Origin of the sequence: Variovorax paradoxus, from assembly GCF_902712855.1 — a bacterium.
GTDB lineage: Bacteria > Pseudomonadota > Gammaproteobacteria > Burkholderiales > Burkholderiaceae_C > Variovorax > Variovorax paradoxus_Q.
Map to the genome: position 1 here is coordinate 5,423,700 of NZ_LR743507.1, position 13,801 is coordinate 5,437,500.

The 13,801-nt window shown below is 65.0% G+C and carries 12 protein-coding genes and 2 rRNA genes (1 of these 14 running past the window's edge); 8 read left to right on the plus strand and 6 right to left on the minus strand.

The window, feature by feature from the left end; all coding sequences use genetic code 11:
• Positions 1-65: 65 nt before the first annotated feature.
• The 3 genes from AACL56_RS25745 to AACL56_RS25755 are packed head-to-tail and all read left to right on the plus strand — an operon-like array spanning position 66 to position 3,105.
• Complete coding sequence (locus tag AACL56_RS25745; protein WP_339092626.1) at positions 66-902, plus strand: ABC transporter ATP-binding protein; 837 nt, start codon at positions 66-68, stop codon at positions 900-902.
• On the plus strand, positions 899-1,720 hold the full coding sequence (locus AACL56_RS25750) for an ABC transporter permease (RefSeq protein WP_339092627.1): 822 nt from the start codon (positions 899-901) through the stop codon (positions 1,718-1,720). The genes AACL56_RS25745 and AACL56_RS25750 overlap by 4 nt, the downstream gene beginning before the upstream one ends.
• Before the next feature lie 8 nt (positions 1,721-1,728).
• Positions 1,729-3,105: an FAD-binding oxidoreductase gene (locus AACL56_RS25755; protein WP_339092628.1), complete on the plus strand. Its 1,377-nt coding sequence runs from the start codon at positions 1,729-1,731 to the stop codon at positions 3,103-3,105.
• 3 nt (positions 3,106-3,108) lie between these two features.
• On the opposite strand, the gene lnt is transcribed toward AACL56_RS25755, so the two are convergent.
• From lnt to AACL56_RS25775, 4 genes are all read right to left on the minus strand, one after another.
• Positions 3,109-4,683, minus strand: a complete 1,575-nt coding sequence (gene lnt / locus AACL56_RS25760) for an apolipoprotein N-acyltransferase (protein ID WP_339092629.1) — start codon at positions 4,681-4,683, stop codon at positions 3,109-3,111.
• Complete coding sequence (locus AACL56_RS25765; RefSeq protein WP_339092630.1) at positions 4,683-5,561, minus strand: HlyC/CorC family transporter; 879 nt, start codon at positions 5,559-5,561, stop codon at positions 4,683-4,685. The genes lnt and AACL56_RS25765 overlap by 1 nt, the downstream gene beginning before the upstream one ends.
• A 112-nt stretch (positions 5,562-5,673) precedes the next feature.
• Entirely contained in the window at positions 5,674-6,402 is a 729-nt protein-coding gene (locus AACL56_RS25770) for a GNAT family N-acetyltransferase (RefSeq protein WP_339092631.1), read from the minus strand.
• A 108-nt stretch (positions 6,403-6,510) separates the two neighbouring features.
• A complete protein-coding gene (locus AACL56_RS25775) occupies positions 6,511-6,984 on the minus strand; it encodes an Lrp/AsnC family transcriptional regulator (protein ID WP_339092632.1) in 474 nt (157 codons plus the stop codon).
• Between the two features lie 152 nt (positions 6,985-7,136).
• Between AACL56_RS25775 and hppD the strand changes: the two genes are divergently transcribed.
• The 5 genes from hppD to AACL56_RS25800 all read left to right on the plus strand — a co-directional run bounded on the left by hppD (position 7,137) and on the right by AACL56_RS25800 (position 12,790).
• Positions 7,137-8,264: a 4-hydroxyphenylpyruvate dioxygenase gene (gene hppD / locus AACL56_RS25780; protein ID WP_339092633.1), complete on the plus strand. Its 1,128-nt coding sequence runs from the start codon at positions 7,137-7,139 to the stop codon at positions 8,262-8,264.
• A gap of 40 nt (positions 8,265-8,304) precedes the next feature.
• Positions 8,305-9,132 carry a transporter substrate-binding domain-containing protein gene (locus tag AACL56_RS25785; protein ID WP_339092634.1) on the plus strand — a complete coding sequence of 276 codons (828 nt, stop codon included), beginning with the start codon at positions 8,305-8,307 and terminating at the stop codon, positions 9,130-9,132.
• Between the two features lie 20 nt (positions 9,133-9,152).
• Complete coding sequence (gene phhA, locus AACL56_RS25790) at positions 9,153-10,028, plus strand: phenylalanine 4-monooxygenase (protein ID WP_339092635.1); 876 nt, start codon at positions 9,153-9,155, stop codon at positions 10,026-10,028.
• 134 nt (positions 10,029-10,162) lie between these two features.
• Entirely contained in the window at positions 10,163-11,857 is a 1,695-nt protein-coding gene (locus AACL56_RS25795) for an AMP-binding protein (RefSeq protein ID WP_339092636.1), read from the plus strand.
• Positions 11,858-12,790: an MBL fold metallo-hydrolase gene (locus AACL56_RS25800; protein WP_339092637.1), complete on the plus strand. Its 933-nt coding sequence runs from the start codon at positions 11,858-11,860 to the stop codon at positions 12,788-12,790. It begins immediately after the preceding gene.
• A gap of 108 nt (positions 12,791-12,898) precedes the next feature.
• Here the strand turns inward: AACL56_RS25800 and rrf are convergent.
• Positions 12,899-13,011: ribosomal RNA gene (rrf, locus tag AACL56_RS25805) — 5S ribosomal RNA — on the minus strand.
• A gap of 128 nt (positions 13,012-13,139) precedes the next feature.
• Positions 13,140-13,801, minus strand: a 23S ribosomal RNA gene (locus AACL56_RS25810); it runs 2,209 nt beyond the window's last position.

Sequence of the window (13,801 nt, forward strand, 5' to 3'; positions counted from 1 at the left end):
ACGTTTGGGCATTGCCCTGAAACCAGGCGGCCGCGCCACGCGGCCGTTCTCGAAAGGCTCCACGCATGAATCGCATCGAACCCCACACCCTGGCGCCTCCGCCGGAACTCACGCCCGCCGTGCCAGCAGTCGAGGTGCTGTCGGCCGAGAAGACCTACCCCAACGGCACGCAGGCGCTGCTGCCGGTGGACCTGTCGATCGCCGAGGGCGAGTTCGTCACCCTGCTTGGCCCCTCGGGCTGCGGCAAGAGCACGCTGCTGAAGATGGTGGCGGGCATGCTCGAACCCAGCGACGGCCGCCTGCTGGTGTGGCGCAAGCCGGTGAGCCAGCTGCACGACAGCGCGCGCAGGATGTCCTTCGTGTTCCAGTCGCCCACGCTCATGCCGTGGGCCAGCGTGCAGACCAACGTGCGCCTGCCGCTCGACCTGGCCGGCGTGCCGCGCAAGGAAGCCGATGCGCGCGTGACCGAATCGCTCGCGCTGGTGGGCCTCGAGAAATTTGCCGACGCGCTGCCGCGCGCGCTCTCGGGCGGCATGCAGATGCGCGTGTCGATCGCGCGCGGGCTCGTCACGCAGCCCGACCTGCTGCTGATGGACGAGCCCTTCGGCGCGCTCGACGAGATCACGCGCCACAAGCTCGACGCCGACCTGCTCGAGCTCTGGCGCAAGAAGAAGCTCACGGTGATCTTCGTGACGCACTCCATTCATGAGGCGGTATTCCTGTCGAGCCGCGTGGTGATGATGGCCGCGCGGCCGGGCCGCGTGGTGGAGCAGTTCCACATCGACGAACCCTATCCGCGCAGCGCCGACTTCATGGTCACGCCCGCCTTCGCGCGCCAGGCGAAGCAGCTGCAGGACAGCCTGCTGCGCGCCAGCAGCCACGACGAGGAGGCCGCCCGATGACCGCCGCAGCAAGAAAACAGGGTGCGCCCCTGCTGAGCCAGCCGCGCGTGCAGCGCGTGCTCTATCCGGTGCTGATCGGCGTGGTGCTGGTCGCGCTGTGGCAATGGATGGTGGTGGCGATGGAGCTGCCGGCCTACCTGGTGCCCTCGCCCTGGCTGATGATGCAGACGCTGGTGACCGACTGGGCGCCGCTGGGCGGCGCGCTGCTGGTCACGCTGAAGATCACGGTGCTGTCGTTCGCGCTGGCCACAGTGGCGGGCGTGCTCATCTCGTTCCTGTTCGTGCAGAGCAAGCGGATCGAGACAGCGCTCTTTCCGTACGCGGTGCTGCTGCAGGTCACGCCCATCGTGGCGGTGGCGCCGCTGATCATCATCTGGGTGAAGAACCCGGTGGCGGCCATGACCGTGTGCGCGGCGCTGGTGGCGCTGTTTCCCATCATCAGCAACACCACGCTCGGGCTGCGCAGCCTCGACCCCGACCTGCAGAGCTACTTCAAGCTGAACCGCGCCACGCGATGGCAGCAGCTGGTGCGTCTCCGCATCCCGAGCGCGCTGCCGTACTTCTTCGGCGGCCTGCGCATCTCCAGCGGCCTTGCGCTGATCGGCGCGGTGGTGGCCGAGTTCGTGGCCGGCACGGGCGGCTCGGGCGCGGGGCTGGCCTACCAGATCCTGCAGGCCGGCTTCCAGCTGAACATTCCGCGCATGTTCGCGGCCCTGCTGCTCATTTCCCTCACCGGTGTCGCGCTCTTCGTGCTGATGGCCTGGCTCACCAAGGTGGCGCTGGGCTCGTGGCACGCGAGCGAACTTTCCCAGGATTGAACTTGACCATGAACGCTCCCGCTTCCGTCATCGAGCAACTGCTGCTCGAACTCCCCGACCTCGACTGGATCACCGACGAAGGCCGTGTCACGCGGCTCTCGCAGGACTTCTCATGGTTCAGCCCGGTGCTCACGCGCCAGCTGAAGGACAAGCGCGCCGACGTGGTCGTGCGCCCGCGCACCGAAGACGAGATCCGCGCGGTGGTCGGGGCCTGCGCGCGCCGCGGCGTGCCCATCACCATCCGCGGCAGCGGCACCGGCAACTACGGCCAGACCACGCCGCTGGCCGGCGGCGTGGTGCTCGACATGACGGGCTACAACGCCTGCCTGTGGGTGCAGCCCGGCGTGGCGCGTGCGCAAGCCGGCATCCGCCTGGGCGAGCTCGAGAAGCAGACGAAGCCCACCGGGCAGGAGCTGCGCTGCGTGCCGTCGACCTACCGCAGCGCCACGCTGGGCGGCCTGTTCGGCGGAGGCTTCGGCGGCGTGGGCTCGATCAACTACGGCCCGCTGAGCGCGCCGGGCAACGTGATCGGCATCCGCGCGATGACCATCGAGGCCGAGCCGCAGGTGGTCGAGCTGCGCGGACCCGACGCGATGCGCATGCACCACCTGTGGGGCACCAACGGCCTCGTGCTGGAGCTGGAGATCGCGCTGGCGCCGGCACATCCGTGGCTCGAGACACTGGTCACCTTCGACAGCTTCGAGAACGCGCTGAACTTCGCCGACAGGCTCGCGAACGCGCCGGGCATCGTGAAGCGCGGCGTGACCTTCTTTGCCGCGCCCATCGGCGAGCACCTGGCGCAGCTGGCGGCGCACCTGCCCAAGGGCTGCCACACGGTGCTGTCGCTGGTGGCCGAGTCGAACGAGCCGGCCATGATGCTGCTGGTGGAGGCGCAAGGCGGCACCGTGGGCTACCGCAAGACGGCCGCCGAGGTGCAGAAGAGCAACCGCACGCTGATGGAGTTCACCTGGAACCACACCACGCTGCACGCGATGAAGGTCGACCCGACGCTCACCTACCTGCAGAGCGGCTTCGTTCCGGGCAGGCACGTCGAGCAGATCATCGAGATGGAGAAGCTACTGGGTGGCGAGGTGATGATGCACGTCGAGTTCCTGCGCAACGTGGCGGGCCTGCTGACCTGCAGCGGGCTGCAGCTGGTGCGCTTCAGCACCGAGGAGCGGCTGGCCGAGATCATGGACATCCACCGCGCGCACCAGGTGCACATCAACAACCCACACGTCAACATCGTGGAAGACGGCAAGGCCGGCGGGCCGTTGCCGCCGGAGGTCATCGAAGTGAAGAGGCGCTTCGATCCACTGGGCCTGCTGAACCCCGGCAAGCTGCGCGACTGGCCGGTGAAGGGCGGCGCCGCGCCGCAGGCCTGATCTTCAGCGCCGGCGGCGGCCCATAGCGAAGGCCGCGGCCACGACGGCCATCGCAAGAATCCACAGCGGCCACAGCCCGAAGGGCGCCACCCAGCGCGCGTAGGGCGTGAGGCCGCGACGGCCTTCCACGCCGGCTTCGAGCACACCGCGCGTGAGGCGCGGCAGTTCGTGCGTGACACGGCCAGTGGCGTCGATGACGACCGTGGCGCCGGTGTTGGTGGCGCGCACCATCGGCCGCGCGAACTCCAGCGCGCGCATGCGCGAGATGGACAGGTGCTCGTCGATGGCCACCGAGTCGCCGAACCACGCGATGTTGCTCACGTTGAGCAGGATGGTGGGGGCGGAAGCCTCGTCCTTGAAGTTCGCACCGATCTCGTCGCCGAACAGGTCTTCGTAGCAGATGTTCGGCGCGATGCGCTGGCCCTGCCAGAGGAATGGCGCCTGCGCCAGGCCGCCGCGCTCGAAGTCGCCGAGCGGGATGTTCATCATCTGGATGAACCAGCGGAAGCCCATCGGAATGAATTCACCGAACGGCACGAGATGGTGCTTGCTGTAGCTGTACGGTTGCGCGGCGCCGGGCTGGAAGCCGAGCACCGAGTTGCTGTAGGTGCCCCGGCCGCCGCGCCCGTTCATCGGCAGGCCGACGATGGCGGCCTGCGTGCCCTGGCTGTAGCGTGCCTGGATGGCCTCGAGGTAGCCGGGCGGCAGCTGCTGGGGCAGCAGCGGCAAGGCGGTTTCGGGCGTCACCACCAGCGGGGCCTTGGCGTCGCGCAGCTGTTCGCCGTACCAGCGCAGCGCAGTCTCGATGCCGCCACCCGGAATGAATTTCTCGTCCTGCGGGATGTTGCCCTGCAGCAGCGCGACCTGCAGCGTGCCCGTGGCGCCCTTGTCGCCCCGCACCGCGCCCGGCAGCGGCTCGGCGACGTTCGGCGCGATGAACACGAGCGCGAACAGGACCACGCCCAGCGCGGCTTCGGCGGCGCGCAGGGGCCGGCGCAGCGCGACCAGCGCCACCGCCAGCGCCGCCGCCGCACCGATCCCGTAGACGCCCACCCAGGGCGCGAGTGCGGCCATCGGCCCTTCGACATGCGCGTAGCCGCCGGCGCCCCACGGGAAGCCGGTGAACCAGCTGCCGCGGACGAGTTCGGCCAGCGTCCAGAGTGCGGCGAAGACGATGGCGCCGGTCACTCGCCCCGTCGGGCCGCGCACCACGAAGCAGGCTGCGGCCACGGCGTAGTAGAGCCCGAGCGCCGCGGCCAGTGCCAGCACGGCGATGGCCGCCAGCGGCGCCGGCAGCCCGCCGTAGGTATGCATCGAGATGAAGAGCCACCAGAAGCTGCCGGTGAGCCAGGCCGTGGAGAAGAGCCAGCCATGCAGGCCGGCGCGGCGCCAGCCGGCGCCCTGCAGGCGCAGGCCGTCAAGCAGCCACACGAATGCGCCGAGTGACAGCAGCTGCAGCCACCAGAGCGGCTTGCCTCCTGCAGGCGAGGCCATCGAAAGCGCCTGCGCGAGCCCGGCAGCACCGAAGCCGAGCAGACGGAACAGGGAGGCGGAGGTGGACGCCGGCGTGCCGCGCATCAGTCGGCCGCGTCGCCGCCGCGCGCCGGGGACACCTTGAACCAGCGCACCGCGCCGCCCTTGGTGTGCAGCACCACGAAGTCGAAGCCGCCGATGGCGTGGTGCTCGCCGCGCTTGGGCACATGGCCCATCTCGTGGGCGATGAGTCCGCCGATGGTGTCGAAGTCTTCGCTGAGCTGTTCCTCGTCGAACACGATGCCGAAGGCCTCGGCCACGCGCTCGATGGGCGTGTCCCCCGAGACGCGGTAGGTGTGGTCGGCCAGGCCGAAGATGTCGCCCTCGTCCTCGGCAATGTCGAACTCGTCCTCGATCTCGCCGACGATCTGCTCGAGCACGTCCTCGATGGTGATGAGGCCGGCCACGCGGCCGAACTCGTCGATGACGATGGCCAGGTGGTTGCGGTTGCCGCGGAATTCGCGCAGCAGGTCGTTCAGGCCCTTGCTCTCGGGCACGAACGTGGCCGGGCGCAGCAGGGCACGGATGTTCAGCCCCGGCGCGCGCTGCAGCTTGAGCAGGTCCTTCGCGAGCAGGATGCCGATGATGTTTTCCTTTTCGCCCTCGTACACCGGAAAGCGCGAGTGCGCGGTGTCGATCACGAGGTGCAGCAGCGCCTCGTAGGGGGCGTCGATGTTCACCAGGTCCATGCGCGGCGCGGCGACCATGACGTCGCCGGCGGTCATGTCGGCCATGCGCAGCACGCCCTCGAGCATCACGCGCGACTCGGCGCCGATCACCTCGTTGTCCTCGGCGTCCGCCAGGGTTTCGATCAGCTCGTCGCGCGAGTCGGGACCGGGGTGGATGAATTCGGCGAGCTTCTGGAGAAAGCCGCGCTTGTCTTCCCGTTCGACGGGAGCGCGTTCAGGGTGAGGTTCGGCCACTGCGGGAGGGCTTAGTTGAGGAAGGGCAAGGATACCGGATTGCGTGTGACAGGCTCCATCCGACGGGCGGCGTAGGCCGCAATGGGGCCATCCGCCCCTGCCGGAAGACGGATCAGGAGGCGGATTTCTTGCGCGCGTCCCGCATGCCGCTGCGCACTTCCTGCAGGCTGCCCAGGAACGACCAGAACTGCTTGGCGCGGCTCTTGAGAGCGAAATCGACCGCGGCGTAGTGCTCCAGCGCGATCTCGCTCATGCGGCTGTCGAACGTGGCGCTGGGCAACTGGAGATGGGCCTCGGCCTCGGCACCGCTGCGCACCACGGTGGCGCCGGCGTTGCGGGCGATCTTCAGCATGGCGGCGTTCTCGCTCAGCGCGTGGATGAACAGCATGCCCACGCCTTCGTTGCGGGCCACGACCACGGCGCGTTCGAACAAGCGGGCGCCGTAGCCCCGACCGCGGGCATGCGCCGAGACGGACACGCCGAACTCTGCGCAGTCGCTGTGCTGGTCGCCCGGCGCAAAGGCGAGGTGCGACATCGCGATCAGGTCGAGGCGGCGGTTGTAGATGCCGAACAGCTCGTCGCGCTCGAAGTCGAGGCTGTCGACGTAGCGCTGGACCTGCTCGTCGCCGGCTGCATAGCCGAAGCGCAGGTAGCGGTCGTGCGGGGTCAGGTCGAGCAGGTGGCGCGCGATGCGCTCGCGTTCGCGAGGCCCGATCGAACGGATCGGCACCATGACCGGCTGGGGTGCGCTGGTGGCACGCGGCTGCGCCTCAACCATCGGCGCTTTCAGGAAAGAGCCAAGGCCGAGCGACGCTTTGAGAAGGGTCTTGGCTGTGAGCATGGCTCGAATGTAAGGGTTTTCCCTTAATCATCAAGGCGACAGGGGCAATCCGGGACACATTCGTGACTGAATGCCCAGCTTGCGTGGCATGGACGCAACCGGATGTTGCTAAACCGGCACGGCGGTGGTCGCCTTGACGCGATCGAGCACGAAGCTGGTCTTGCAGTCTTCCACGCTGGGGTGCTTGAGCAGGGTGTCCATGATGAAGCGGCTATAGTGGGCCATGTCGGCCACCACGACCCGCAGCAGGTAGTCCATGTCGCCGGTGAGCGCGGCGCATTCGACCACCTCCGGCCAGGTCTGGACGCTCGCCCGGAACAGATCCATCGGGTTGCGCTTGTGGGTCTCGGTGTGCTTCTCGAGCCTCACGTTCAGGTAGGCGGTCAGGCCCAGGCCGACGGCTTCAGGCTTCACCAGGGCCACGTAGCGGTCGATGATTTTGTGCTCTTCGAGACGCTTGACCCGACGCAGCACCGCGCTGGGCGAAAGGCTGACCTGTTCCGCGATCTGGTCGTAGGTCGCGCGGCCGTCTGCTTGCAATGTGCGCAGAATGAGCCTATCAATCTTGTCCAGTGCTTCCATGTCGGCATTCTTGCAGTTTTACTGCGCCGCCACCATTCGGAGCGCCCGAATACGCAGAAAAACTGAAAGCCTTCCGGCCTACATTGCATGACCGGCCGCTCTCGCGGCTTGTTTTTTGAACCCCACCCACGTTCCATCTCCGGAGACCGCACATGAGCCACGCCGACGCACCCGCCTTCACGCCCTGGGAGAACCCCATGGGCACCGACGGCTTCGAATTCATCGAGTACGCGGCACCCGATCCGGTCGCGATGGGCAAGGTCTTCGAGCGCATGGGCTTCACGGCCGTGGCCAAGCACCGCCACAAGAACGTGCTGCTCTACCGCCAGGGCACGATCAATTTCATCCTGAACGCCGAACCTGATTCCTTCGCGCAGAAGTTCGCGCGCGAGCACGGCCCGAGCGTGTGCGCCATCGCCTTCCGCGTGCAGGATGCGAAGCAGGCCTACGAACGCGCCACCTCGCTCGGCGCATGGGGCTTTGCCGACAAGGCCGGGCCTGGCGAGCTGAACATTCCCGCCATCAAGGGCATCGGCGACAGCCTGATCTACCTGGTGGACCGCTGGCCCGGCAAGAATGGCGCGAAGCCCGGCGACATCGGCAACATCGGCTTCTACGACGTCGACTTCGAGGCGTTGCCCGGCGTGCCGTCGGAGCAGGCACTGTCGCCGTTCGGCAATGGCCTGACCTACATCGACCACCTGACGCACAACGTCTATCGCGGGCGGATGAATGTCTGGGCCGGGTTCTACGAGAAGCTGTTCAACTTCCGCGAGATCAAGTACTTCGACATCGAAGGCCAGGTGACGGGCGTGAAGAGCAAGGCCATGACCAGCCCCTGCGGCAAGATCCGCATCCCGATCAACGAAGAGGGCAAGGAGCAGGCCGGCCAGATCCAGGAGTACCTGGACATGTACCAGGGCGAAGGCATCCAGCACATCGCCATGGGCTCCGACGACCTGTACGCCACGGTCGACGCACTGCGTGCCAAGGGCGTGACGCTGCTGGACACCATCGACACCTATTACGAACTGGTCGACAAGCGCATTCCGGAGCACGGCGAAAGCGTGGCCGAGCTACAGAAGCGCAAGATCCTGATCGACGGCAAGAAGGACGCCCTGCTGCTGCAGATCTTCAGCGAGAACCAGCTCGGCCCGATCTTCTTCGAGTTCATCCAGCGCAAGGGCGACGACGGCTTCGGCAACGGCAACTTCAAGGCGCTGTTCGAGAGCATCGAGCTCGACCAGATGCGCCGCGGCGTGCTGAGCGCCGCAAAATAAGGGCTCCCACCCTTATTTTTCATCGCACGAGGAGCCCGGCATGCGCAACTGCAAGTTTTCGATCGGTCTGACTTCCATCGCGGCTGCGGCCGCTGTCCTGTCGGGTTGCGCCATGTCGCCCTCCACCCCTGCCCCACCGGCGGCAGCCATGCCGCTGGTGGCCGGCTCCCATCTCGACGCGGTTCAGAAGGCCGCTGTGCTGCGGGTCTGCACGCCGGGGGACTACAAGCCCTTCAGCTTCCAGAAGACCGACGGCGCCTTCGAGGGCATCGACGTCGACCTGATGGCCGGCTTCGGCACCAGCCTCGGCGCCAGGCCGCAGTGGATCAAGACCACCTGGGCCAACCTGCTGCCCGATCTGGCCGCCGGCAAGTGCGACATCGCCGTGGGCGGCGTGTCGGTCACCACCGACCGGCAGAAGCGCGCCTTCTTCAGCGCCCCCTACATGGTCAATGGAAAGACGCCGATCGCGCGCTGCGCGGACGTGGCCAAGTACCAGACCGTGGCCGCCATCGACCAACCGTCGGTGCGCGTCATCTTCAACCCGGGCGGCAGCAACGAGCGCTTTGCCCGAACCAACTTCAAGCAGGCCAAGCTCACGCTGCACGGCGAGAACGTCACGATCTTCGATGAGATCCTCGCGAACCGCGCGGACGTGTTCGTGACGGAGGCGGCCGAAGCGATCACGCAGCAGAAGCTCAAGCCTGGCCTGTGCGCGATCAATCCCGACAAGCCGCTGCAGTACGGCGAGATGGCCTGGATGCTGCCGCGCGACGACGTCGCCTTCAAGTCGTACGTCGACCAATGGCTGCACCTGCAGCAGGCCAGCGGCGACTTCCAGCGCACGATGGACCGCTGGCTCAAGTAATTCTCAAGGCCCTGTTTCTCATGGACGCTCCTGCCGCCGCTGTTGTGACCCCTGCCGTCTACGGCGCATCCGACCGACCGCCCCGGGGCGACTATTCGCGCGGCGGCAAGGTGATGGCCGACTACACCTGCCCGCAGGATTGGGCCAGCTATACGGCGGCCGACCACGACACCTACAGGCGGCTCTACGAGCGGCAGGCCGCACAGTTGCCCGGCCTGGCCTGCGACGCCTTCATCAACGCGCTGCCTTCGCTGGGTGTCAAGGACCGCATCCCGCGCTTCGACGATCTCAACGAACGGCTGCATCGCGCAACCGGCTGGGAAATCGTCGCGGTGCCGGGGCTGATTCCGGAGCTGCCCTTTTTCACGTTGCTGGCGAACCGCAGGTTCCCGGTGACCGACTGGATACGCAAGCCCGAGGAGTTCGACTACATCGTCGAGCCCGACGTGTTCCACGACCTGTTCGGCCACGTGCCGATGCTGTTCGACCCGACCTTCGCCGACTACGTCCAACGCTATGGTGCGGGCGGCATCAAGGCGCATGAACTGGGCGCCGGAGAAAAGCTTGCGCGGCTTTACTGGTACACGGTCGAGTTCGGCCTGATTCGCCAGCCGGATGGCCTGCGCGCGTACGGTGCCGGCATCCTGAGTTCGGTCGGCGAGCTGAAGCATGCGGTGCTGAGCGACGAACCACGCCGCCTGCCGCTGGACCTGCTGCGCGCGATGCGGACGCGTTACAAGATCGACACCTACCAGGCGAACTACTTCGTGATCGACAGCTTCGCGCAGCTGTTCGATTTCACGGCGCCCGACTTCACGCCACTGTACGACGCACTGGAGGCCATGCCCGACATCGCACCCGGCGTGCTGCTGCCGGGCGAGTCCGGCAAGGCCTGAGTCGCTCCCGGTTCGCGAGCCGCCGCACGACGGCGGCGCCTATCGCACGCGCGACAGGCGACGCTTCTTCCTAGGACAAGCCCGCTGGCGGCGGAGGTGCAACGCCTCCCACAATCCGCGCCAAAGGAGCTTGCATGCAGACCACATCCGCGCGATCCAACTACCCGGCCGGCGTCCCGCACGAGATTCATCCCGAGCAGTACCGCTCCCTGCCTCACATGTTCGACGAGGCCTTCGCCCGCCATGCGGACAAGCCGTTCTCGGTGTGCATGGAGCGCTGGATGTCGTACCGGGAGCTCGACACGCTATCGGCTGCCTTGGGCTGCTGGCTGCAGTCGCGCGGGCTCGAACCGGGCGCGCGGGTGGCGATCATGCTCCCCAACATCCCGCAGTTTGCGGTGACGATGTGCGGCGTCCTGCGCGCGGGCTTCACCTGCGTGAACGTCAATCCGCTGTACACGGCACGCGAGCTCGAGCACCAGCTCAAGGACTCGGGCGCGACGGCGATCGTCATTCTCGAGAACTTCGCCTCGACGCTCGAGAAGGTGATCGAACGCACGCCGGTGAAGCATGTGGTCATGACATCCATGGGCGACTTGCTGGGCGGGGTGTACGGCGCCTGGATCACTGCGGCCGTGCGACATCTGGCGAAGATGGTGCCGGCGTACAAGCTGCCGTTGGATGGAGGCCGCACAGTGACGCCTCTCGCGCAGGCGATCTCGGAAGGCCGTGGCCGCACGCTGGCCGCCGACCATAGCAACCTCGATTCAATCGCATTCCTGCAATACACCGGTGGCACGACCGGTTTGTCGAAAGGCGCGGTGCTCACTCACCGCAACATCGTCGCGGCGACGCTGCAGGCCGAAGCATGGTTCACACCTGCACTCTCGCGCGCTGGAGACCTGGCCAAGGTGAACAGCATCGCGGCGCTGCCGCTGTATCACATCTTCGCGCTGACGCTGTGCCTGCTGGTGATTCGTCAGGGCTCGCACATGACGTTGATTCCGAACCCGCGCGACTTCGACAAGTTCATCGCGGTGCTCAAGAAGCGGCCGTTCCACATGCTGCCTGCGGTGAACACGCTGTTCAACGCCTTGCTGATGCATCCGGAGTTCAAGACCGTCGATTTTTCGACGCTGTTCGTCTCGCAGGCCGGCGGCATGGCCGCTTCGGAAGGCACGGCGCGCAAGTGGTTCGAAGCCACCGGCTGTCCGATGATCGAAGGCTGGGGCATGAGCGAAACCTGTGCGATCGGCACGAACAATCCGGTGTCCAACACCGAGTTCACCGGCACCATAGGGCTGCCGCTGCCGAGCATCGAGATTGCTATCAAGGACGACGATGGCAACTCCTTGCCCATTGGCCAACCCGGTGAGCTCTGCATCAAGGGCCCCAACGTGATGTCGGGCTACTACAACCAGCCTGCAGAGACTGCCGCGGCATTCACTGCAGATGGCTTCATGCGGACGGGAGATATCGCCGTGATGCAGGACGATGGGTACAGCCGAATCGTCGACCGCAAGAAGGACATGATTCTGGTGAGCGGATTCAACGTGTTCCCCAATGAGCTCGAGAACGTGATCTCGCTGTGCCCCGGCGTGGTGGAGTGCGCGGCGGTGGGGGTGCCGGACGAGAAACAGGGTGAAGCCATCAAGGTGTTCGTGGTGCGCCGCGACCCTGCGCTGACCGAGGACGCCGTGCTGCAGTACTGCCATTCGCAGCTGACTGGCTACAAGCGGCCGAAGCACATCGAGTTCCGGGAGTCGTTGCCGAAGACCAACGTCGGAAAAATTCTGCGGCGCGAGCTCCGGTCGACGGCGGCTGCCTGAATGAGCCGCTTGTCAGCGGGCGCCGGCTTGCCGCCCGGTGTTGTGGTTTTCGAGCGTGGGTGGCTGTCGTCGAACAATGTGTTGTTCTTGGGGGCGAACGAAACGGCGCTTGTCGACACAGGTTATGCGACGCACGCCCGGCAAACAGTGGATCTGATCGAGTCGGCGCTGGGCGAGCGTCCGCTTGATCGCATCCTGAACACGCATCTGCACAGCGATCACTGCGGTGGAAATGCCGCGCTGCAGCAGCGGTATCCGGATGTCCGTATCGATATTCCGCCGGGCGAGGCAACATTGGTCGAGAGATGGGACGAAGAGAGACTCAGCTTTGCTGCAACCGGCCAAATCTGCCCGCGTTTTTATTTCTCAGGATTGCTGAGGCCCGGGAGCGAGCACGTTCTGGGGGATCGATCATGGCAGGTCCATGCCGCCCCTGGTCATGACACCCACTCGGTCATCTTGTTCGAGCCGGAATCGCGCACCTTGATTTCGGCAGATGCTTTATGGGAGAACGGCTTCGGCATTGCCTTCCCGGAACTGGCCGGCGAGGCGTCTTTCGAGGACATCGCTGCAACACTGGATCTGATCGAAATGCTGGCGCCGTTGCGAGTGATACCAGGACACGGCGAGGTGTTCGACGATGCGCCAAAGGCGCTGTCCACTGCGCATCGCCGGCTTGCGGGGCTTCAACGCGATCCGGTGAAGCATGCTCGCCATGCGATCAAGGTATTGATGAAGTTCAAACTGCTGGAGGTGCAGGTGATCAGCATCGATCAATGGCACGCCTGGCTTCGGAGCACGCCTTATCTGGAAAACATCCGGGCTCGCTTTTTCGGTGAAATCCAACTTGATGGACTGACAAGCGATATCTTGGATGAACTGGTTGTAGCCGGGGCGGCGGAGATTAAAGACTCACATGTCCGCAATCGCTGACCTAGCTTTGCCAAGCATTGAAAAGCGGGTCAAGCCGCCGAAAAAATGTTTGTCTGCAAAAGCAAAAAACCCCAGTCATTGCTGACTGGGGTTTTTTGGGCTGTAAGAGCCTGACGATGACCTACTTTCACACGGGAACCCGCACTATCATCGGCGCTGAGTCGTTTCACTGTCCTGTTCGGGATGGGAAGGAGTGGTACCAACTCGCTATGGTCATCAGGCATAAAGGGTTGTCTGGCTGATCACGTGATCAGTCAAACGAATTCATAGAGTTTGGAATCAGCTTTTGGCGAATTATTTTGAATGCGTCAACTTGGCATAACACCTTGATCAGACTGATCAAAGTTATAGGGTCAAGCCGCACGAGCAATTAGTATCAGTTAGCTTAACGCATTACTGCGCTTCCACACCTGACCTATCAACGTCCTGGTCTTGAACGACTCTTCAGGGGGCTCAAGGCCCCGGCAGATCTCATCTTGAAACGAGTTTCCCGCTTAGATGCTTTCAGCGGTTATCTCTTCCACACTTAGCTACTCGGCAATGCCACTGGCGTGACAACCGATACACCAGAGGTGTGTCCACTCCGGTCCTCTCGTACTAGGAGCAGGCTTCCTCAAATCTGCAGCGCCCACGGAAGATAGGGACCAAACTGTCTCACGACGTTTTAAACCCAGCTCACGTACCTCTTTAAATGGCGAACAGCCATACCCTTGGGACCGGCTACAGCCCCAGGATGAGATGAGCCGACATCGAGGTGCCAAACACCGCCGTCGATATGAACTCTTGGGCGGTATCAGCCTGTTATCCCCAGAGTACCTTTTATCCGTTGAGCGATGGCCCTTCCATACAGAACCACCGGATCACTATGTCCTGCTTTCGCATCTGCTCGACTTGTCAGTCTCGCAGTTAAGCACGCTTATGCCATTGCACTATCGTCACGATGTCCGACCGTAACTAGCGTACCTTCGAACTCCTCCGTTACGCTTTGGGAGGAGACCGCCCCAGTCAAAC